The following is a 23,285-nucleotide window of genomic DNA, read 5'->3' on the forward strand; positions in this document are numbered from 1 at the left end:
AATTCCAAAATTCCAAAATCAAAAAATTCCAAAATGAAATTATATCTCATTCCTTCTCCCATCGGCAATCTCGCCGATATGACCTACAGGGCTGTAAAAGTGCTGGAGGAAGCGGACCTGATCCTGGCGGAAGATACCCGTACATCGAGTGTACTCTTACGGCATTATCAGATCAATAAACCAGTTACGCCCTATCATCAGCATAACGAACATAAAATAGTACAGCACCTGCTGGAGCAGCTGCAGGGTGGCAAAAGCATGGCTATGCTCACAGACGCCGGTACCCCCGGTGTTTCTGATCCTGGTTTTTTACTGGTGCGTGAATGCGTTCGTGCGGGCGTACCCGTGGAATGTCTGCCTGGCGCCACCGCATTTGTACCCGCATTGGTGAACAGCGGCATTCCCCTGAACCGCTTTATCTTTGAAGGCTTCCTACCCCTTAAAAAAGGCCGCCACACACTTTTTACACAACTGTCAACAGAAGAACGTACCATCGTTTTTTACGAATCCCCCATGCGGCTGGTGAAAACACTGGCAGACCTCATCCAGTATTTCGGTGCAGACCGCCCCTGTTCCGTGAGCCGTGAACTCACCAAAATGTTTGAAGAAAATAAACGCGGTACTTTACAGGAGGTCCACGACTATTTCAAAGAAAAAGGCGTGAAAGGCGAAATCGTTGTAGTCGTGCAGGGTGCAGCCTGATATTTCCCCACATCCACCACTAAAAGTTAAAAGCTTAATTTAGCACCCTGAATCAAATTTTTTTACGGAAATGAAGTATTGGGTACTAGGAAGCTGTTTCGCTATTACTATGCTGGCGGGCAGTTGGTTACAGCTACAGGCACAGTCAGATCGCTGGCAACAAAGTGTAAAATATACCATGAATGTGGCAGTGGATGCACCTGCCAATAAATTCAGCGGTCAACAACATCTTGAATATTATAATAACTCCCCCGATACACTCAAAAAAGTATTTTATCACCTGTACTGGAACGCCTTTCAGCCTAACAGCATGATGGATGTGCGCAGCAGGGAACTGGGGAAAATATTACTGGGGAAAGATAAAGGTGGAAACGACCGCTATGACTGGGATAGCCGTGTACGTGACAGGATCTCCCAACTGGGGCCTGATGAAATAGGCTACCAGAAAGTGCTTTCACTGAAACGCGATGGTAAACCGCAAAAGTATAAAGTAGTGGAAACCATCCTGGAAGTATCGCTGGATAAACCGATCCTGCCGCATACAAAAGCCGTATTTGATATGGACTTTGAAGCCCAGGTACCTGTGCAGATCCGCCGCAGTGGCCGAAGTAACGCCGAGGGGGTTGACTTCTCCATGGCGCAGTGGTATCCTAAAATGTGTGAATATGACTACGAAGGCTGGCATCCTACTCCTTACATCGCCCGTGAATTTTATGGTGTATGGGGCGATTATGATGTAAAGATCACCATCGATAAAAAATATATTCTTGGCGGAACCGGCTACCTGCAAAACCCTAACCAGATCGGTTATGGCTATGAAACACCCGGTACAAAAGTAAACAGGCCCGCAGGCAAAACACTCACCTGGCATTTCATCGCGCCAAAAGTACACGATTTCATGTGGGCGGCTGATCCGGACTATAAACACATTACACAGCAGGTGGATGGTTTTACGGCGCATTTCCTGTATCTCGAAAATGATACCACCCGCGAAACATGGCCTAAGCTGGCTAAAATGATCCCTGCTGCTTACGATTATATCAAAGTGCATTACGGCGCCTATCCTTACAAACAGTACTCCTTTATTCAGGGCGGAGATGGTGGCATGGAATATCCGATGGCCACACTTATTGTTGGTAACGGCTCTATGAGCGGCTTATACAGTGTAGCTATCCACGAATGGATGCACAGCTGGTACCAGGGAGTGCTGGCTACCAATGAAAGCCTGTATCCCTGGATGGATGAAGGTTTTACCACCTTCGGACAGAATAATATCATTCACTATACCACCGATTCACTAAATGTGAAGAGTCCACATGCCAGCTCTTACGCAGGATATTTTGCATTGGTAAATAGTCCGTTTGAAGAACCGGCTTCTACGCATGCCGATCATTACAATACCAACTACGGATATAGTCTTACTGCTTATTCCAAAGGCGCCGTTTTCCTGGAGCAACTCGGTTATGTAATCGGGGCTGATAACCGTGATAGTGGCCTGATACGCTACTACAATGAATGGCGTTTCAAACATCCGAATATGAATGATTTTATTCGCGTGATGGAGAAAGAAAGCGGTATTCAACTGGACTGGTACAAACAATATTTTATCAATTCCACCAAACATGTGGATTATGGTATCGACAGTGTATATGAAAAGGATAATAAAACAATTGTGCGCCTGCGCCGTATTGGTTTGATGCCGATGCCGGTCGACTTCATGATCACTGATACCAAGGGAAATAAAGTGCTGCACTACATCCCGTTGTCGATCATGTTCGGAGAAAAACCAAATGAGTATCGGGCCATAAAACGTATAGTCGATACCGGTTGGTACTGGACAAATCCCACATACGAAGTTGAAGTGAATATGCCATTATCTGATATTAAAGAGATGGAAATAGACCCAAGCCAGCGGCTGGCGGATGTGGACAGAAGCAATAACAAACGCTAGTTTTCATCGTTTTATGTAATAATCCGGGTGGTGTTTCAAAAAAGCCATCCGGATTATTATTTTGATCGCGTCAGTTATAATTTGATCTGTAAGCCGGCTTCAACCATCGCTTTCATATTTCGCGGATTAAATTCCATTCCCCCCATAGTACTACCCAGCGGCCTCTCCGGCCGGATGACGTGAATATTAAGGTTCACTTTTCCTTTGAAAGGATTTGCATCGGGGGTTTCAAAGTATTGATCTATATCTGCAGGAGAAATACCGGCAGCTTTCATATTATCTTTTACCGCATCGAGGTAATGCAGGGCCTTGTTGTATAACTGTGGAATCCGGATATCGTGCAGGGCAATATCGCTGGTGGCCCAGTCTGTGGTTCTTTCCAGGGAATCTATTACACGCTTGAATAAAAAGTTATTGGCTTCGGGTATTTCGGGGGTGAGTAATACCACATAAATATCGGTGGCGCCATTGTCAATAGCCAGTTGTATTGGAGTATAGGAGGGGCCTCCGCCATCCATGAACTGTAGCGGTTCAGTTGATGCGGCGGTTACCTCAACGGGCGACATAAATACCGGTTGACTGAAAGACGCTGCCACTGCTTCCCGCAAAGCGGATGTACCGGATAGTTGCACTACATCATAGTCTTTATCCGGCGTAACTGTTTGCTTGTTGGAAAAAAAAGTGGTGCGTTTTGTTTGAAGGCATCTCCCTGCTATGAAAACCGCTTTATCTGTTTCCATAAACGATTTAAAGCGGGCTTCCGTAATGATGGAGTTGATTTTATGTTTGAGCGGGGTGGTGTTATAGAGGGAGTTATTGTTGGTAAATCTTTGAATAGGATTTCCTGTGTTGATGATATCGGCTGTGTTGAGCGAGGTGTAAAATTTTTCCAGCAGGTCTGTTTCCTTCAATGCATTCAGGAGTACAATTAATGAACCGGTGCCGGTGCCAACGAGCATATCAAATTGTATATCGGGCCGTTTTTCATGCAGATATTTAAGTACGCCAACGGTGAAGGCACTACGGACTCCGCCACCGCTGATCAATAAAGCAGTTTTAGACATGACAATCGTTTAGGGGTGTTTATAAAGATGTATTGCCGGGTTGGTGAAAGATGAGGTGCCGGCAATATCTTCCCTACAATTTACAAAATCCGGTGATAAAAAAAACGGATCAAAACTGGTTATAGTCCTGATCCGTTATCAATGATATAATTATGCTAGAAAATAAGTTGTTGTAATTGATTTTCCCATGTATGGCTTTGCAGTTCATGGTCTTTCAGACGCTGCAAATGGTGCTGGTTGTGATAGGCCGTAAAATAAAGCATTTCCCGGATGGTGATTTTGCCCAGCAACGGATGCGGTAAGCGATATTTATCCAGCTCATTTTCAGACCAGCTCAAGAGGCATTTCTCTAATTTATTTTTTTGTTTGATGAAGTCCTGTACTAATACGGGGCGTTGTGGGAGATATACCACACCCGGCTGATATGCTTTGGTGGATTTAGCTCCTTTTGCCAGTAATAGCTGGTATTGGGTTACCACTGCTTCGTATGGGCGTGAGGGTTGCTTTGCGGCACCGAAGTAGTGCAGCATGAACCGGGGATAGCTCATAGCAGTGCTAACGGGCCTGGCAGCTTTTATAAGATGGTGAAGTTGCTGTCCTGCTGACCATTTCCCATATGGCGACGCTGTAAAGCGGTGATCCGGTAGTGTACGGATGAAATCAACAAAATTATCGAAACTCTTATTCAACAAAGATTGGATCTCGTGCTGGTTCAGGTACATAGGAGTATGATTTAAAGGGTGCAGAAAACACAAAACCTCGCGCTTTAATAATCAATATACCCGGGCCATTGCATTCGTACTGAAGTTACGTATGATTTGCGACGTTTCCAATAAAAAAAGATATATCGAAAAAAAATATATATAAATTATAGTGAAAAATGATCGGGTCAGGTCATTTATGCTGGATTTTTTTGAAATTATTCCAGCACTTCACATAAAAAGCCTTGTGTTCTGACGAAATTAATAATAGTATTTTCTTCTACATTCAGATCCGCAATGCGTAAAACCCTGTCACAATCTTCAAGATCTACATGGCAGGTGCCTACCTCAAAATTGGTTTCAATCGCATGGATCATCTGTTGCCGTTCCTGTTGGCTGATTATATTGGTTTTGAAGATACCTATCATGGCAGGATAGTTTTAAAGTGAATCTTTTTCTTTTTCAGGCGCATTTTTGTGCGTTTCGTCCTGTTCATCAAAAGGATCTGCATGGTTGTTCCATCTGTTGAACCTGCCGGGACCACAATGATTCCTCAGGTGTTCTTTCATCCTTTCACGCTGTTCGGGCGACATATTGGCCATGCGTTCCTTGATCTTTTCTTTCCACTGTCCGCGCTGTCCCCAGGGGCCAAAACCGCGTTGATGGTTATGCCAGCCAAAAAGCAGTTTGCCGAGCAACAACAGTCCTAATGCCTGCCAGTAAGTGATCACCGGGCCATGGAAAATTTCAGGGATCAGCCAGTTCCACAGCAGCATGGTGACGAAGATGACCAGGGCAAAAAATGCCAGGCCCATGAAAGCGAACCCGATTTTTTTAAGCACCCTTTTACTATCTCTTTGATGTCTCATATCTTAATATTTTAATTTTCTCAGTTATCTAAAAGTTCGCGGTAAAGTTCTGCCAACCGTTCGCGCAAATACAATACTGCATACCGTTTGCGCGAGAGCAGGGTATTTACACTGACCCCTGTTTCTTCGCTCATCTCTTTAAAAGATCTTCCTTCCAGTTCATGTTGTAAAAATACCTGCCGTTGTTCTGCCGGTAAATCATCTACTGCCTGCATGATGGCTTCAGACATGATTTTGCGCACCATGGGCGTATCAGCCTGTAAGGCGTCATCAGAAAGGATTTCGGGCAAAAAAAGCACTTCTTCGCCTTCTATTTCGCGGATGTAATCAGTGAAAGGTGTTTCCTTTTTCTTGCGGAACCAGTCGGTGATCCGGTTGCGGGTTACGGCAAACAGCCAGCCGGTGATAGAATCTATCTGACTGCCCAGCCGCAGGTATTCTGTAAACTGATACAGTACATCCTGTAAAATATCCTCTGCATCCGATGCATTATTTACCCGCTGCCTGATAAAGTGCAGTAAACGCTTACGTTCTTGCTTTACGGTTGCCTGTATGCGCTCGTTTTGCTCTTGGGCCATAATGCTGTTTGTGAGGAGCAACTGTTTCATCGTAATAAGGATGACGAAACAGGGATGCGGATATTTTATTTTTTTAAAAAAATATCTGGAGAGATCCTAAAACACCGGGAGAAGGGTTGTCAGCTCAGCTTTTGGCCATTACAATATATTTTTCTTTAAAGCTTTCTTCCGGGAAGATGTCGTAGATGTCCAGCAGTTTTGGCTTTACGCCACTATCGGAGATTTCCTGGGCGAGGTCGCCACCTTTCAGGCAGATCAGCCCCTTTTCGAATTTTTTGCCGGGTACAACAGATTTCTTCAGTACCGGCTTACTCCAGCGCCATAAATCGCCCAAAGGCGCCACTGCACGGGATACCACGATATCGAATTTACGGTTTTTGATCTCTTCCACGCGGCTGTGTGCAGTGGTCACGTTCTTTAATTGCAACGCTTCTGCCACGCCCTGCACTACTTTTATTTTTTTACCGATAGAATCTACGAGATGGAATTGTACTTCAGGAAAGAAAATGGCGAGTGGAATGCCGGGAAACCCACCACCGGTACCCAGGTCCAGTATCTGGGTGCCTGCCTGGAAATCGGCTATGGCAGCTATACTGAGCGAGTGTAAAACGTGTTTTTCATATAATGCCTCAATATCTTTGCGGGATATAACATTGATCTTTTCGTTCCACTCCTGGTATAAGTCCTTTAATGCCGTGAATTGTGCCAGCTGTACATCAGAGAAGTCGCTGAAATACTTTAAAATAATTTCCATGGCGCAAAAATAACCAAGATTAACCAGGATTAAAGGATTAATAAGATTTACCGGATGGGTGTTTTGTTGTCTGATTAAAAATTTATTTCATTATTAAGAAAGAAGAAGTCCTGCTTTGTTACGGCAGGACTTCTTTCTATAAAATCTTTAAAAAAATCAAACAACAAAACACCCATCCGGTAAATCTTATTAATCCTTTAATCCTGGTCAGTTACCACTTGTTCTTTGAGCGGAATAACAGTGCGGGCGTAAATATAATGTAGTACAGGAACATGAATATATCCATCAGCCAGCTGTACTTGAAAAGATCGCGTTCGTCCAGTTTGCGCATGGCGGCAAAATTGATGATGGTTTGTACCAGCAGCTTACCGCCAAAAATGGCTAATGCATACCAAAGGATGGGCGGTGGAAAGAACAGTGCCAGTATAAATGCCGGATAAAAGAGGAAATGTGTGAGCGAAAAGAGTCCCAGCACAAATTTGTGGATAAAACGGTAATGTTTGCCGGTAGACATATGCCGGGTCTTTTGCCGGAACCAGCTTTTCCAGCTCATTTTGGGCTCAGAATAGGTAAATGCCTGCTTATCAATGACTACGCCTACATTTTTTCTGTTGGCAGCCGCGTTTACAAACAGGTCATCATCTCCGCTGGCGATGTGCTGGTGGCCGGTAAAGCCTTTGTGTTTGAAGAACAGTTCTCTTTTATAGGCCAGGTTACGGCCTACACCCATATAAGGCATGCCGCTCATGGCAAAGGAGAGATGTTGCAACGCACTGAAAAATGTTTCATACCGGATGAGCTTGTTCAAAAAGCCTGGCTTTTTATGATAGGCGCCGTAGCCCAGCACAATTTCCCTTTTATCATTATTAAATCCCTGGCTCATGAGCGACAGCCAGTAGGTGCTGGCTGGCTTACAATCCGCATCGGTGAGCAGTACATGCTCATATTTCGCACCTTTCAGCCCGATAGATAACGGATATTTTTTGCCGGGAATGAATTTCGCCGCCTGTTTTATCTCAATATGGCGATAATGAGGGTAGCCTGGCTCAATAGAGCGCAGGTAGTATTTGGTATCATCTTCAGAATTATCATTTACCACAATAACCTCATATTCAGGTGTGTGATGGTTGTGATATCGCTGCTGCAATACGCCTGGCAGGTTTTTCTGTAGATTCAGCTCTTCGTCTTTTGCGCAGATGATCACAGAAAATGGGCCGTCAGGCGCATGGTCCAGGTCAAATTTGCGACGATAAAAGGCTACCCGGGAAAAGACAAATAGAAAGTATATGGTCTGAATCCCTGCTACGGCAGCAAAAAAGTATAAGGCAATTTCACCCAGATGGTCAAGCATAATGCTGGCAAAAATATAATATTTTTATTATCTGTAAAATAAAATAATGATTTAGGGATGTACGATTTACGATTTTTTGATTTTGGGTTTTGAAATGTAGTGAAGACCGGAAAATCTTCGCTGCATTTCAAATAACTAAATACCAAAATTCCAAAATCCCAAAATGAATCCGGTATCTTTGCACGCTGAATTTACGACTTTGAATTTTGAACTGATTACTACAGATAGTGGCAGCAATGCCAGGGCAGGAAAAATAACCACTGCCCACGGTGAAATAGAGACGCCGATTTTTATGCCGGTGGGTACGGTGGGCAGCGTAAAGGCTGTTACACAGGAGCAGCTGCATGATGCGGTGAAGGCAGAAATCATTCTTGGCAATACCTATCACCTGTATTTACGGCCCGGGCTGGAAGTGTTGTCACTTGCCGGCGGACTGCATAAATTTAATGGCTGGAACAAGCCTATCCTGACGGATAGTGGTGGTTACCAGGTGTTTTCACTGGCCGCCAACCGCAAGATCAAAGAGGAAGGCGTGGTATTCCAGTCGCACATAGATGGCTCCCGCCACCTGTTTACACCCGAAAATGTGATGGATATTCAGCGCACCATCGGGGCCGATATCATTATGGCCTTTGATGAATGCCCGCCTTATCCTTCAGAATACCGCTATGCCCGCAAGTCCATGGAGCTGACACACCGTTGGCTGGACCGCTGTATTCAGCGGTTAAAGGACACACAGCCTGCTTACGGCCATGAACAAACGCTGTTCCCCATTATACAGGGTAGTACCTATAAAGATCTGCGTGCGGCCTCTGCTGCGTACATCGCCTCCAGCGATTGCGCCGGTAATGCCATTGGTGGCTTGAGCGTAGGAGAGCCGGAAGGAGAGATGTATGAAATGTGCGGACTGGTATGTGATATCCTTCCCAAAGAAAAGCCCCGCTACCTGATGGGAGTGGGCACACCCTGGAATATCCTGGAAAATATTGCCCTGGGGGTAGATATGTTTGACTGCGTAATGCCTACCCGTAATGGCCGCAATGGGATGCTGTTTACCTGGAATGGAGTGATCAACATCCGTAATAAGAGATGGGCAACTGATTTCAACCCGATCGATGAAAATAGTCCCTGCTTTGCTACCCGCGATTATTCCCGGGCATACCTGCGTCACCTGTTTGTAGCCGGTGAAATATTAGGCATGACATTGGCGAGTATCCATAACCTGGCCTTTTACCTGGAGCTGGTGAAGGAAGCCCGCCGTCAGATCCTGGCCGGTACCTTTGCTACCTGGAAAACCGGTATGGTGAACCAGTTGAAAACACGCCTCTAAAAACTCAGACTATAAAATAAACGAATATCTTTGGGTTCATGACTAAAATAGACTGGTACATTTTACGCAAGCTCATTGGCACTTTCATTTATTCGCTCATGATATTGCTGGTCATTTCTGTGGTGATCGACATTACAGAGAAGATAGATGATTTCCTGAAGTATCATATATCGCTGCATGATGTAATCGTGGACTATTATTTTGGTTTTATTCCGCATATCGCTGCGTTGCTGTTCCCGTTATTTATTTTTATCTCCGTTATATTTTTCACCTCCAAAATGGCCTACCGTTCGGAGATCATTGCCATCCTCAGTGCTGGCGTGAGCTTTCGCCGGTTTCTGCGCCCTTACTGGATAGGTGCTTTTTTGTTTGGCGGCCTGTTGTGGCTGGCTAATTTCTGGGTAGTACCCAATGCCAACCGGATACGGACCACTTTTGAAAATACCCGGATCCGCACACCGGATGATCAGAAGTCGCAATATGACCGCACCAGCCGTATCGATAGTTTTACCTACGTCACTTTTGGTACCTATGATCCGAATTACAGGAGTGGCAGCAATTTTACGCTGGAGAAAGTGGATGCACAGAATATGACGTTGAAGATCAGGGCCGACCGGGTTACCTGGGATTCTGTAGCCAAATCGTGGCGCCTGGATTATGTGTCGGTGCGCACCATGAACGGGTTAAAGGAAACGTGGGTCAGCCGCCAGGATACCCTGCTCAAAATGGCGCTGTCGCCCAAAGACCTGGTAGATGTTAAGAATCTCCAGGAAGCCATGACCACCCCCGACCTGAGGAGATATATCAAACGTGAATCCATCCGCGGTTCCGAAGGACTAAATACATACTGGGTTGAATATTATCGTAGAACCGCTGCTGCTGCGGCTGTAGTAATACTTACACTCATCGGCGGTATCATTGCGGCCAAAAAAGTACGGGGTGGCAGCGGCCTGCATCTTGCTGTAGGCATAGTGATCAGCGCCAGCTATATCATCCTGATGCAGTTTACCACCGTTTTCTCCGTAAAGGCAGACCTGAACCCACTCCTGGCCGTATGGATCCCCAACTTCCTTTTCGGGGGATTGGCACTGTACCTGTACAGACGTGCGCCCAAATGACCAGGATTATATGGATTATAAAGATTTATAGGATTTAACTGGAAGAATGATGCGAATATTTTCGCTCTAATCTTCCAGTTAAATCCTATAAATCTTTATAATCCATATAATCCTGGTTTCAATATTTTCAATTCATTCTGAAAAAAATACGTTCCACAAAGGGTAGGTGGTTATTTGTTAATTTGCATATTTAATGATTTGCAGATCAGGTATTTAATATGTATGTTGTGACGTGTATCTGACTGGTTGATACCCCCTTAAAAGTTGTTAAATTGGCATTAAATAACACGAAATGGTGGTAACTTCGTTAACAAATCATTACTTTTGGCAATTGATCGATTTTGTTTTCATTTTTATAAACTATAGCAGTAAAATGGGGTACATAAAAGAAAAATTCAAGGTTAAAGCAGATGAACTTAACATTGACGTAAAGGACCTGATAAAGAATCACGGATCAAAAAAAGTTGATGACGTTACGGTATCACAGGTGTATCAGGGTATGCGCGGTATTACCGGGCTGGTAACTGAAACTTCCCTGCTGGATGCAAATGAGGGTATCCGTTTTCGCGGATATTCAATTCCTGAATTGAGAGAGCATCTGCCAAAGGCGCCGGGAGGCGCAGAACCATTACCGGAAGGTTTGTTTTACCTGATGCTGATTGGAGAACTGCCTACCGAAGCGGATGTGCAGTATCTGTCAAGCATGTGGGGCCGTCGTTCTCATGTACCCAACCACGTATTTGCTGCTATAGAGGCTTTGCCCATTACTGCTCACCCCATGACGATGTTCAACGTTGGTATTATGGCATTGCAAACAGAATCGTCTTTTGCACAGGCATATTCCAATGGAATAAATAAAAAAGATTACTGGAGTTATACGTACGAGGACACGATGAACCTCATTGCACGCTTACCCCGAATTGCTGCTTACGTATATCGCCGCAAATATAAAGGTGGACAACATATTCAGCCTAATGGCATGCTGGACTGGGGTGCTAACTTTGCACACATGCTGGGTTACTCCGACGAAGGCTTCAAAGAACTGATGCGCCTGTACATGGTGATCCACGCCGACCACGAAGGTGGTAACGTGAGCGCACACACGACGCACCTCGTAGGTTCTGCCCTTAGTGATGTATACCTGTCATTCGCAGCCGGTATGAATGGGCTGGCAGGTCCTCTCCACGGTTTGGCCAACCAGGAGGTGATCAAATGGATACTCAGTATGCGCGAAGAACTGGGTGGTGGAATGCCAACCAAAGAACAGATCGAAGCATACGTTCGCAAAACATTGTCTGAAGGTAAAGTAGTACCCGGATATGGTCACGCAGTACTGCGTAAAACAGATCCCCGCTTCACCGCTCAGATGGAGTTTGCAAAGAAACACCTGCCGAATGATGAACTGGTGAAAATTGTGTGGATGGTGTATGAAACAGTTCCCCCGATTTTGAAAGAACTGGGAAAAGTAAAAAATCCATGGCCTAACGTTGATGCACATTCCGGTTCCTTACTGGTGCATTATGGCATGGTAGAATATGAATTCTATACCGTATTATTTGGCGTATCCCGTGCTTTAGGTGTATTGGCTTCCCTGTGCTGGGACAGAGCTTTGGGACTTTCCCTGGAAAGACCAAAATCTGTTACCACCGAATGGATGAAACAATTTGTAGAAGGAAAGGTGGATGCCATCGCCGAATAAAACCAGGATTAAATGGATTTAAATGATTCGCCTGATTGAACTTTTGTTGGGATAGATAGTTTATCTTCTCTGAATAACAAAAGTTCAATCAGGCGAATCATTTAAATCCATTTAATCCTGGTCAAAAATTTAACACCTATTTCTACTTTCACGACCATATTATCAAATCCGATAGAATACCTGAAGGGCGTAGGCCCGCAGAAGGGAGAACTGTTGCGTAAAGAGATCGGTGTACATACGTTCGGCGACCTGTTGCAATATTTCCCTTTCCGGTATGTAGACAGAACCAAGATAGACAAGATTGCTTCCCTGAGTGGTAACGAAGACTTTGTGCAGATCCGCGGACGGATCATCCGCATGGATGTAGTGGGTGAAAACAGGGGGAAAAGATTAGTGGCCACGCTGAAAGATGAATCAGGCACTATTGACCTGGTATGGTTTCAGGGGTGGCAATGGATGCAGAAATCACTGCGCGAAAATGTGGGCTACCTGGTGTTTGGCCGGATCTCCGTATTTAACGGGATACCGCAGCTGGCACACCCGGAAATGGACCTGCTCACAGAAGAACTGGCTACCGGCAAACAATTCCTGGAACCTGTTTATTATACTACTGAAAAACTGAAAGCGCGCGGACTAACGGCGAAGGCTATAGGAAAATTAACCAAAACATTACTCGAACAATTATCTCCCCTTGAAATCAGGGAAAATATTCCGGTGGGCATATTACAGCAGTACCGGTTGATGTTAAGGTCTACCGCATATTTTAAAATACACCAGCCCGGCAACGAGGAAGAAGCACAGCTGGCACAACGCCGACTGAAATTTGAAGAACTGTTTATAGCACAGATCCGTATCTGCCGGTTAAAAATCAAAAGACACAAACAATCGCATGGTTATATTTTCAGGGCGGTCGGAGAATCATTCAATGACTTCTATAACAACCACCTTCCTTTCAGTTTGACCGGCGCACAAAAGCGTGTGTTGAAAGAAATACGGATGGACACTGTACATGGCCGGCAAATGAACCGCCTGTTGCAGGGAGATGTGGGTAGCGGTAAAACCATGGTAGCACTGCTTGCCATGCTGCTGGCAATGGATAATGGTTTCCAGGCCTGCCTGATGGCGCCTACTGAAATCCTTGCCCAGCAACATTTCAAAGGACTTTCCGAATTATTGCAACATATGCCGGTAGGCATTGCCATACTTACCGGCAGCATCAAAGGTAAGGCCCGCAAAAAGATACTGGAAGGCGTAGCCGATGGCAGTATCCATTTCCTGGTAGGTACGCATGCCGTGCTGGAAAAAGGCGTTGCCTTCCGCAACCTGGGCCTGGCCATCGTGGATGAACAACACCGTTTCGGTGTGGCACAACGGGCACGACTATGGGAAAAAAATGATATTCCACCGCATATCCTGGTAATGACAGCAACGCCTATTCCGCGTACACTCGCCATGACCATTTACGGGGACCTGGATGTTTCTGTGATAGATGAAATGCCGCCCGGCCGCAAACCCATTACTACCGTACATCGTACAGAATACCAGCGCCCGCAGGTGATGGATTTTATTAAGGAAGAAGTGAAGAAAGGCAGACAGGCATATATCGTTTATCCCCTCATTGAGGAGAGCGAAAAACTGGACTATGAAAACCTGATGAAGGGCTATGAAGAAGTAAAAGCTTTTTTCCCCGAACCGCACTATTACATCAGCATGGTGCATGGTCGTCAGCCGGCGGAGATGCGCGAAACCAATATGCAACGTTTTGTATCCGGCGATACAAATATCATGGTGGCTACCACGGTGATTGAAGTAGGGGTGAACGTACCGAACGCGTCTGTTATGGTGATAGAAAGCACGGAGCGGTTTGGGCTTTCCCAGTTGCACCAGTTGCGTGGCCGCGTAGGCAGGGGGGCGGAACAATCCTTTTGCATCCTCCTGACCGGCAATAAGCTGGGCCAGGTATCAAAAGAACGCATTAATGTAATGGTACAAACCAACAACGGATTTATTATCTCTGAGAAAGATATGGAACTCCGGGGGCCGGGTGATATTGAAGGTACCCGTCAGAGTGGAATACTGGACTTTAAACTGGCTGATATCCTCAATGACAAGGCGATCCTGGATGCCGCCCGTGCCAGCGCGGAAAAGATCCTGGAAGAGGATACAGATCTCATGTTGCCTGAGAATCAAGCCTTAAATGATTTTTTAGCTGCCCAGCGAAGTAAATCTCAATGGAGTAAAATTTCCTGACCTTTTTAACGTTTATTAATTTATACAGTCTGATATTTTAGTATAACGCTTGAACTGTACAATAACAGCAGTGTTATTATGCGCGCACCCGTAACAATTTGACAGGCTTCTGCGTTTATAATGGTATATTAGTTTTTAAGCATAAAAATAAATCTGATCCCGTTGAAATTTACTTTCCCGACCGGCCTTATTGGAATGATTATCCTGCTGTTGTTCACCGGACACCTCGTTCTGGCGCAACAATCAACGAATTTTACACCATTGAAATTTGTTGAAAATAAAGGACAGTGGGATCAGCAGGTCTTATACAAAACAGAACTTGACGGCGCTGCTATCTATCTGAAAAAATCAGGGTTTACTTTCCTGGTTTTTAACAAGAATGATATGTATGCTTTGAATGAATATGTTCATGGTCATTCTCACGGCGGCACCGATACCACCCTGGTGGAAATAAAGAAATATAAAGGCGGTGACACCCGTTCTACCGGAGAGAAACCGCCACCAAGGCCGGGCGCCGCACCAAATGTAAGAGGGCATGCCTACAATGTAACGTTTCTCAATGCCAATGAAAACCCTGAAATAACACCGGACAAACCCCAGGAAGTTATCAGTAATTACTTTATCGGAAACGACCGGAGCAAATGGGCTTCAGGCGTTAAGTCTTACCAGGGAGTGTTCTATAAATCGCTTTACCCCGGTATTGATGCACACATTTATTCTGATGCTTCCCAGTTGAAATACGACCTCATTTTACAACCCGGCGCCAACCCCGATAAGATCCAACTGTCGTATGAAGGCGCTACAGGGCTGGAATTGAAAAAAGGACAACTGTATGTGCGTACATCCGTTGGCGATGTAATAGAACAACTGCCTTTTGCTTATCAGTATGTTAATAATCAGCGGGTTCCGGTGAAAGTTTCCTATCGTTTAAACGGGACCAGGCTGGGCTTTAAGATATCCGGTGATTACAACCCTGCTTATCCGCTGGTCATTGACCCGGTGTACGTTTTTTCCACCGTTTCCGGTTCCCGGGCAGATAACTGGGGCTTTACCGCTACTTATGACGATGCCGGCAACTTTTATGGCGGCGGTATCGTATTCAATAACGGTTACCCGGTTACACCGGGTGCCGTACAAAGTGTTTTTGGTGGCGACAAATTCGATATCGCCATCTCCAAATTTTCGCCAAACGGAAGCCGTTTGCTGTATGCCACTTACCTGGGCGGTACCGGCGTAGAGCAGCCGCATAGCCTGTTTGTAGATCCGCAGGGCAACCTCGTGATCTCAGGCAGAACTACCTCCAGCAATTTCCCCAATGATCATGTTATTGGCAACAGGGGAGGATGGGATATTATCGTTACCAAACTGAATGCCACCGGTACAGGTATTATCGGTTCGCTGGTAATAGCCGGTTCAGGGGATGATGGCGTGAATATGAGAGATAACCGTGAAGGTGGCGATTGGGTGCTGTTACGTAATTACGGCGATGATGCCCGCAGCGAGGTAGTGATAGATAATGCCGGCTATATTTATGTGGCCAGCTGTACCCGCTCAACAGATTTTCCGGTAACAGCCGGGGTTTTTCAACCCGCTCCCGGTGGTTCACAGGATGGCGTGGTGATGAAGATCAACCCCATGTGCCAGGGCCTTGTATGGGCCAGTTACCTCGGCGGTGCCAAAGAAGATGCTGCCTATGTTATTGCGCTGAACGGTCTAAATACATTATACGTAGCGGGTGGTACGGCCAGTGAAAATTTTCCGATGAAGGGTAATTCAGTATATCCGGCTTACCGTGGTGGTGTTTGCGATGGCTTTATTGCGCATATTGCCAACGATGGCAGTTCCATTTTGCAAAGTACCTACATCGGGTCTGATGATCCGTCTCCCGACCAGGTGTACGGTATTCAGCTGGATAGAAACGGGTTTGTATATGTAATGGGTACTACGGAAGGTACCTGGCCTTCAAAACAGCCTGCCGGTACCAGCACTTTTTATAATGATAAATCACTACAATTCATTACCAAATTGCAACCGGACCTCTCTGCGCTGGTATATTCCACCACTTTTGGCAAGAGCCGTAATGTGGCTGGAACACCGGCTATTTCACCTACGGCCTTCCTGGTAGACCGCTGCGAAAATGTGTATGTATCCGGATGGGGGGGCGGTATCAATACTTCCCTGCATTATCCTAATTCAGGTACTGCGGGTATGCCCATAAAAAATCCACTGCAACGTACTACCGACGGGATGGATTTTTACTTTTTTGTATTGCAACGGGATGCAACAGATATCTTATTCGGCAGCTATTTCGGTGGCGCCGGTTTATACGAACACGTGGATGGCGGTACTAGCCGCTTTGACCGTAACGGTATCATTTACCAGGGTATTTGTGCCTGGTGTAATGTTAGCAACAATGGCAGCAAGCCACGGTATCCTACCACGCCGGGCGCCTATTCCAGTACGCCGCCGCAGGGATGTAATTTCGGTGCACTGAAAATTGCGTTCAACCTGGATGGTGTGAAAGCCAGTATTAAAACAAAGGATCGCAGAAAGAATTACTGCTTCCCGGAAGCGATTATTTTTGAAGATACCACCGGCACGCATGGTGATAAGTGGGAATGGAATTTCGGAGACGGCACGGGTAATATTACCACCACAGTGCCCACCATGACGCACACTTACGCAGCAGTAGGAACTTATCCCGTCCGGCTGGTGAAGTTTGATGCGGCCAGTTGTAATGGCACCGATACGGTATATACAGAAGTGAAACTGGGACTCAACAGGGCTACGCTGGCGTTTACTCCGCACAGGCAGCCACCTTGCGAATCGCTGTCCTACATTTTTACGAATAGCTCACATCCAGACCAGCCGGACGGCGTATTCACAGACAGTTCTTTCATCCTGGATTTCGGAGATGGTACCCCACCTCAATATGTTGGACCACCAAAAATGGATTACCCACATCAATTTGCAAGCCCGGGTATTTATAACGTAACACTTACACTCGTAGATACGAATTTCTGTAATGCACCGCAAACAGAAACCATTCCATTACGTGTAGCCGCAGACGTTACCGCGTTGTTTAATTCGCCGGATACTATCTGTGTAGGTACTCAACTGCAGATGGATAATGCTACGCTGGGTGGTGAAAGCTTCCTGTGGTGGTTTGAAGATGATAACTCTTATTCCTCCGATCCTTATCCGTTACATACCTTTAATACAGCGGGTTCGTGGGAAGTAAAACTGGTGGCTATTGATCAGAATACCTGTAACGAGAAAGACAGTATCACCAAAGTGATACTGGTAGCAGATCTGCCGAAAGCGGATTTTGACTATTCCCCACTCAAGCCCACAGAAAATACACCGGCAACCTTTACTAACCTCTCCCAGAATGCCACACATTACCTGTGGAACTTTGGAGATGGTGATACTACCTCTGTGAGAGATCCGCAACATCAGTATCTCAAAACAGGTACGTATAATGTTTGTCTTACCGCTGCTAACCTGGAAGGCTGTACGGAAACTGTTTGTAAACCCATCAGTGCTATCGTAGTGCCGTTGTTTGATGTACCCTCTGCTTTCTCGCCGAACAACGACGGCAAGAATGACATATTCAATGTGAAGAGTTTTGGCGCGGCCAAGTTCAATCTTAAAATTTTTAACCGCTGGGGGCAGCTGGTATTTGAAAGTAATGACCCCAGAATAGGCTGGGATGGTACCTTTAAAGGCACCATTCAGGCGATGGATGCTTATGCCTATATTGTAAACCTGGAGTTTACAGATGGCACAAAGGCCAATAAGTCGGGCAGTGTAACCTTGTTAAGATGATGAGCCATGAAGAAGCAGATTGTTAAATTTTCAACAGGTTTGGTAATGTTGCTCATTACTGCACTGAGCGGGTACGCACAGGACCTGCACTTTTCGCAGTATTTCAACTCACCGTTAACCACCAACCCTGCTAATACCGGGTTTATTCCTGATGGAAATTTCCGGGTAGGTATTAACTTCCGCGATCAGTGGGCAAGCATTCCTGTGCCTTACAGAACGATGTCTGCTTATGGTGATTTTCAGTTGTTCCGCGATAAGCTCACTTACGGCTGGGTAGGTATAGGCGGCGTTATCCTGCGCGATGTGGCAGGTAGCGGCAACCTTACTTCTACCAAAGCATACGGCTCTATTGCGTATCACCAGCTTCTGGGAGAAAGCAGTCTCTTATCCCTGGGCTTTAATGCCGGTACCGCCAATAAGCGCGTGGATATTACCAAGCTTACTTTTGGTGATCAGTGGAATGGTAAATTCTTTGATTCGCAGATGTCAACATCAGAACCGATTACACAATCGAGTATCAGTTACTTTGATTTACAGGTAGGGATGAATTATGCTTATTTTCCCACAGAGAACCTGTATGTAAATGCCGGTTTTTCTGTGCAGCACGTAAATACGCCGAGAGAAACTTTTTATAGCGGCAACAATGTGGTGCCGCGTCGTTACATCGGGTTCCTGAATGCCAGTATTAAACTGAGCGACCAGGTTATCATCAATCCCGGTGGTTATTATTCACAGCAGGCCGGTACACATGAAGTGGTGGGCGGATTGAATGCTGCTTATAATTTATCCGGCGATGGGGAGAAGCAGGTGTACGGAGGTGTGTATTATCGTTTAAGTGATGCAGCTGTGTTCCTGGTTGGTTATCAGATCAGTAATATAAAGATGATGTTCAGTTATGATGTAACCACATCAACGCTGTCTACTGCCAACAGCCGCCGCGGCGCCTATGAAATTGGCATTGTATTCAGTGGTTTATATTCCGACCGGAGCTTTAATAATGCAAAAAGGTCCACCATCTGTCCATCATTTTAGTATAACGCAACAAATCAATTATGAAAGGAGTATTGATAGGCTTATTTTTCCTGGTTAGTGCACAGTTTGCACAGGCACAGTATTATAAAACGGATACGGCTACACGTAAAGGACTGGATCCTTCCCGGCTTATTTTGGGTGGATCATTCGGAATGGTATTCGGGGATTATACAAATCTGGAAATCTCTCCGTTGGTGGGTTACCGTTTCAACGACTATATCGCTGCCGGTGTGAATGTGAATGCGCAATATGGCAATTTCAGGTCGCGTGATTACGGAGGCAACACGCTTCAGCGCGATCAGTACACCATCTTTGGCGGTGGTATCTGGGGACGTGTATATCCGCTCCCTATGCTGTTTGTGCATATCCAGCCGGAATATAATTTCATCAGTCAGAAATCTACCTATTACGATACTAATCCCAAACAGATTATTAAAAGCAATTATGGCGTACCCAGTATGTTGGTAGGCGCCGGTTATACGCAGAGTGTAGGCGGCAGGGTAGGTGTTGGGATCACTGTTTTGTATGATATTTTACAGGACAACAGATCTCCTTATCGCAACAATGTGATCTATAGAATAGGCGCTGGTCTTGGTTTCTGACCGGGTATACAATATATTTACGCGGATGCGTGCATGCAGGTATTTAACAAATACCTGCATTTTTTTTGTCCTGTGTAAGACAGCCACTTAGTGTAAACATGATAAATTTAAATTAGGTTTTTGCTTAAATAATTAATAAATTAAATGCAGATTAAACGTTATGGAAACAATTATCGGTCACGCGATTATTGCCCTCCTGTATTTAGCAAAAAATTCAACTAGTATATCCAGCTTTAGCAACGTTTCTGCGGCCAGGTTTATAAACATGGCCGCATGTTCATAACGTGTTAAATGAAAAGCAGGTTTCTTTTAAGTTACCTGCTTTTTTGACTTTGTATCGCTGTAAGCCAATAATTACATAAATTACATCATACCCCATGGATGTAATGTGGGCTTGTTTAAACAGCAAATAAATAGCAATCGCATGAATGATAGTTTAAAAAATCTCAAAGAAAGAGATTGGACGGAAACGAGGGCACATTCCAGCTGGCAGATATTCAAGATCATGGCGGAATTTGTAGATGGCTTTGAATCCCTGGCAAAGATAGGTCCCTGTATATCCATATTTGGTTCGGCACGTACAAAACCCGGTAACCGTTATTATGATCTGACGCAGGAGATCGCTACCAGGCTGGCAGAAGAAGGATTCGGTATTATTACCGGTGGTGGCCCCGGCGTAATGGAAGCGGCCAATAAAGGTGCACAGGCGGCGAACGGCAAATCGGTTGGCGCCAATATTACCCTCCCGCATGAACAGAATCCCAATAATTTTATTGACCCCGATAAACGGCTCAATTTCGACTATTTCTTTGTCCGCAAAGTGATGTTTACCAAATATTCACAAGGCTTTGTAATGATGCCCGGCGGTTTTGGTACCATGGATGAATTTTTTGAAGTGGCCACCCTCATACAGACAAAGAAGATGGAAGAAACCCCCATGGTACTCGTAGGCCGTGAATACTGGAGTGGTCTGCTGGACTGGATCCGCACCACAATGATGGAAAAAGAAAGTAATATCAATCCACAGGATCTGGGACTGCTGAAATTATTTGATACAGCAGATGAAGTAGTGGAATACTTCCGCGTATTTTATACCACCAATAAACTGCGTCCGAACTTCTAAAAATATTTAGGGATTTAGTTATTTTTTGATTTAGTTATTTTAAATGCGGCGGAGATCTGCCAGGAGATCTTCGCTGCATTTAAAATAACTAAATTCCTAAATAACTAAATCGTAAATATTCCGTTATAAAGTCAGATGCTGATCGCTTAATGCTTTTTCATTAGCTTTGCAGAAATTTTATATATGGAGCTTATACCGGCGGCAGTAGAGGCATTTTCTGAAAAATATACCAGTCCGGAAAGCGGAGTGCTGTATAACCTGAACCGGGAAACACACCTCAAAGTAGAATTGCCGCATATGCTGAGTGGTCATGTACAGGGACAATTCCTGCGCATGATCAGCTACATGATACGGCCCCGCCGCATCCTGGAGCTGGGAACTTTTACGGGCTATTCTGCCATCTGCCTGGCTGCCGGCCTGACGGATGATGGTGTATTGCACACAGCAGATGTGAATGAAGAGCTGGAAACACTTTGCAGGCAATATTTTGAGGAGGCAGGATATAGTGATAAAATTAAAATGCACATTGGCAAAGCAACAGATATTATTGCACAGCTGGATGAGGAGTTTGATCTCATATTTATTGATGCAGACAAGGCCGGCTATGTACATTATTACGACCAGGTTTGGGAGAAATTAAAACCCGGCGGCTTTATCCTTGCGGATAATGTACTGTATCACGGACAGGTAGTATTGCCGGAAAGTGAGCAGGGGAGCCAGGCAAAAGCGATGATCAGGTTTTGCGAGAAAGTACTGGCAGATGATCGTGCAGAACAGGTATTACTTACTATCCGTGACGGTGTACTGATGATCAGGAAGAAATAAAACAGTACCTCAACCATGCCCATTAAATTCGACAATACATGCAAGTAAGGAAATTTTTATTGGTAGTCAGTTTTCTTATTGGCTGCATGCCTTTGCTGAAGGCACAGAATATGTCTACCCAGCAATATATTACTACCTATAAAAAGATCGCCATGGAGGAAATGCAGCGTAGTGGCGTTCCTGCGGCTATCAAACTGGCGCAGGGCATCCTGGAAACAAGGTCTGGCAACGGTACCTTGTGCCTTCAGTCCAACAACCACTTCGGGATTAAGTGCAAAAATACCTGGACCGGCAAAACCATTAAATACGATGATGATGCCAGCCAGGAATGTTTCCGGGTATATGAATCCGCCCTTGAGTCCTACCGCGATCACTCCGATTTTTTGCGTAGCAATCCACGCTACTCTTTCCTCTTCCAATTTGATGCAGACGACTATAAATCCTGGGCGTACGGGCTTAAACAGGCAGGATATGCAACCAGTCCAACTTATCCGCAACAACTGATCAAAATAATTGAAGACAATAACCTGCAGCGGTACACGCTGATCGCTATGGGCAAGGCAGCACCTGAAACCGGTGACGACGCGCCTGCATATGCAGCCAACACTGCTAACCAGGGAACTAAAACATCTCCCTCAAAAAATAATAACAACAGTACGGGTTATAATAAACCGGTAGCCGGCAATTATCCCAAAGGCGTATTTGAAATAAACGGCAGCAAAGTGCTGTTTGTAAGTGCCGGTACTTCCCTGATACAACTGGCCAGCGAACGGAATATCCGTTTGAGCAGACTGGTACGTTATAATGATCTGGAAGATGATAGTCCGCCGAAAAAAGATATGTTCATTTTCCTGGAGAAGAAAGGGAAGAAAGGAAATAAGGAATTTCATACTGTAGCCAGTGGTGAATCCATACACGATGTAGCACAGGCAGAAGGGCTGCGTTTAAGATGGCTGCGTCGCCGCAATAAAATGCATGAAGGCGAGGAGCCCGCAGCAGGTCAGCGTTTGACACTTACCGGTTTTGCAAATGCAGCGCCCCGGCTGGCCAAAAATACGCGCGTACTGAAAGAGGAGGACAAAGAACCACCATCCGATTTTTCTCCCCGTAAAGTTATTGAAGACGCAAAAGAAGAAATCGCTAAAACTACTGCTGCTGCCAGCACGCCTGCCGAACCGGTAGAGACAACGCAAACAGCACCGGCAGCAGCGCCCAGGCAACAGGGCGGAGTACCGGTAGCCATGGTGGAAGACCTGCAAAAAGTAGGCGATGTAACCACCAGCCCTGCACCGGCCTCCGGAACAGCCACCCCGAAGCAACCGGTTTACAAACCTGCTCCCGTGCAGAAAGCCAGTGTAAAATACCACGATGTACAGCCGAAAGAAACACTATATGGTATTGCTAAAATGTATAATAAATCTGTAACCCAGTTACAGCAATGGAATAACTTGCAGGGCTTTGATATTAAAATAGGACAGCGTCTGCTGGTGAATAAGTAAGTAGTGATC

At 45.4% G+C, this 23,285-nt stretch carries 19 protein-coding genes; 12 read left to right on the top strand and 7 right to left on the bottom strand.

Going from position 1 to position 23,285, the window contains the following annotated elements; translation table 11 throughout:
* The first annotated feature begins 33 nt into the window (after positions 1–33).
* On the top strand, positions 34–702 hold the full coding sequence (gene rsmI, locus ABQ275_RS01715) for a 16S rRNA (cytidine(1402)-2'-O)-methyltransferase (protein ID WP_349316537.1): 669 nt from the start codon (positions 34–36) through the stop codon (positions 700–702).
* A 70-nt stretch (positions 703–772) separates the two neighbouring features.
* The gene (locus ABQ275_RS01720; protein ID WP_349316538.1) at positions 773–2,653 is read left to right on the top strand and encodes a M1 family metallopeptidase; all 1,881 of its coding nucleotides are present in this window, start codon (positions 773–775) and stop codon (positions 2,651–2,653) included.
* A gap of 74 nt (positions 2,654–2,727) precedes the next feature.
* Here ABQ275_RS01720 and ABQ275_RS01725 read toward each other — a convergent pair whose 3' ends face one another.
* From ABQ275_RS01725 to ABQ275_RS01755, 7 genes are all read right to left on the bottom strand, one after another.
* Positions 2,728–3,717 carry a patatin-like phospholipase family protein gene (locus tag ABQ275_RS01725; protein ID WP_349316539.1) on the bottom strand — a complete coding sequence of 330 codons (990 nt, stop codon included), beginning with the start codon at positions 3,715–3,717 and terminating at the stop codon, positions 2,728–2,730.
* A gap of 155 nt (positions 3,718–3,872) precedes the next feature.
* Positions 3,873–4,439, bottom strand: a complete 567-nt coding sequence (locus ABQ275_RS01730; RefSeq protein ID WP_349316540.1) for a DinB family protein — start codon at positions 4,437–4,439, stop codon at positions 3,873–3,875.
* A 197-nt stretch (positions 4,440–4,636) separates the two neighbouring features.
* Positions 4,637–4,846 (bottom strand): hypothetical protein, encoded by a 210-nt coding sequence (locus ABQ275_RS01735; protein ID WP_349316541.1) that lies wholly within the window; start codon positions 4,844–4,846, stop codon positions 4,637–4,639.
* Positions 4,847–4,858: 12 nt separating this feature from the next.
* Positions 4,859–5,287 carry a hypothetical protein gene (locus tag ABQ275_RS01740; protein ID WP_349316542.1) on the bottom strand — a complete coding sequence of 143 codons (429 nt, stop codon included), beginning with the start codon at positions 5,285–5,287 and terminating at the stop codon, positions 4,859–4,861.
* Between the two features lie 20 nt (positions 5,288–5,307).
* Positions 5,308–5,895, bottom strand: a complete 588-nt coding sequence (locus ABQ275_RS01745; RefSeq protein WP_349316543.1) for an RNA polymerase sigma factor — start codon at positions 5,893–5,895, stop codon at positions 5,308–5,310.
* 94 nt (positions 5,896–5,989) lie between these two features.
* Positions 5,990–6,619, bottom strand: a complete 630-nt coding sequence (gene rsmG / locus ABQ275_RS01750) for a 16S rRNA (guanine(527)-N(7))-methyltransferase RsmG (protein WP_349316544.1) — start codon at positions 6,617–6,619, stop codon at positions 5,990–5,992.
* A gap of 211 nt (positions 6,620–6,830) precedes the next feature.
* Complete coding sequence (locus tag ABQ275_RS01755) at positions 6,831–7,970, bottom strand: glycosyltransferase (protein WP_349316545.1); 1,140 nt, start codon at positions 7,968–7,970, stop codon at positions 6,831–6,833.
* 163 nt (positions 7,971–8,133) lie between these two features.
* On the opposite strand from ABQ275_RS01755, the gene tgt reads away from it, so the two are divergent.
* The 10 genes from tgt (at position 8,134) to ABQ275_RS01805 (ending at position 23,276) form a co-directional block, all read left to right on the top strand.
* The gene (gene tgt / locus ABQ275_RS01760) at positions 8,134–9,300 is read left to right on the top strand and encodes a tRNA guanosine(34) transglycosylase Tgt (RefSeq protein WP_349316546.1); all 1,167 of its coding nucleotides are present in this window, start codon (positions 8,134–8,136) and stop codon (positions 9,298–9,300) included.
* Positions 9,301–9,338: 38 nt separating this feature from the next.
* On the top strand, positions 9,339–10,418 hold the full coding sequence (locus ABQ275_RS01765; protein WP_349316547.1) for an LptF/LptG family permease: 1,080 nt from the start codon (positions 9,339–9,341) through the stop codon (positions 10,416–10,418).
* Between the two features lie 373 nt (positions 10,419–10,791).
* A complete protein-coding gene (locus ABQ275_RS01770) occupies positions 10,792–12,117 on the top strand; it encodes a citrate (Si)-synthase, eukaryotic (RefSeq protein WP_349316548.1) in 1,326 nt (441 codons plus the stop codon).
* 213 nt (positions 12,118–12,330) lie between these two features.
* Positions 12,331–14,367 carry an ATP-dependent DNA helicase RecG gene (recG, locus tag ABQ275_RS01775; protein WP_349316549.1) on the top strand — a complete coding sequence of 679 codons (2,037 nt, stop codon included), beginning with the start codon at positions 12,331–12,333 and terminating at the stop codon, positions 14,365–14,367.
* Between the two features lie 162 nt (positions 14,368–14,529).
* Entirely contained in the window at positions 14,530–18,195 is a 3,666-nt protein-coding gene (locus tag ABQ275_RS01780; RefSeq protein WP_349316550.1) for a PKD domain-containing protein, read from the top strand.
* A gap of 6 nt (positions 18,196–18,201) precedes the next feature.
* Positions 18,202–19,227 carry a PorP/SprF family type IX secretion system membrane protein gene (locus ABQ275_RS01785; protein ID WP_349316551.1) on the top strand — a complete coding sequence of 342 codons (1,026 nt, stop codon included), beginning with the start codon at positions 18,202–18,204 and terminating at the stop codon, positions 19,225–19,227.
* 20 nt (positions 19,228–19,247) lie between these two features.
* Positions 19,248–19,829: a hypothetical protein gene (locus ABQ275_RS01790; RefSeq protein ID WP_349316552.1), complete on the top strand. Its 582-nt coding sequence runs from the start codon at positions 19,248–19,250 to the stop codon at positions 19,827–19,829.
* Positions 19,830–20,253: 424 nt separating this feature from the next.
* Positions 20,254–20,952, top strand: a complete 699-nt coding sequence (locus ABQ275_RS01795; RefSeq protein WP_349316553.1) for a TIGR00730 family Rossman fold protein — start codon at positions 20,254–20,256, stop codon at positions 20,950–20,952.
* A gap of 183 nt (positions 20,953–21,135) precedes the next feature.
* Positions 21,136–21,777, top strand: a complete 642-nt coding sequence (locus ABQ275_RS01800) for an O-methyltransferase (RefSeq protein WP_349316554.1) — start codon at positions 21,136–21,138, stop codon at positions 21,775–21,777.
* 38 nt (positions 21,778–21,815) lie between these two features.
* The gene (locus ABQ275_RS01805; protein WP_349316555.1) at positions 21,816–23,276 is read left to right on the top strand and encodes a glucosaminidase domain-containing protein; all 1,461 of its coding nucleotides are present in this window, start codon (positions 21,816–21,818) and stop codon (positions 23,274–23,276) included.
* The last annotated feature ends 9 nt before the right edge of the window (positions 23,277–23,285 follow it).

The sequence above is a fragment of the Chitinophaga sp. MM2321 genome, assembly GCF_964033635.1.
GTDB lineage: Bacteria > Bacteroidota > Bacteroidia > Chitinophagales > Chitinophagaceae > Chitinophaga.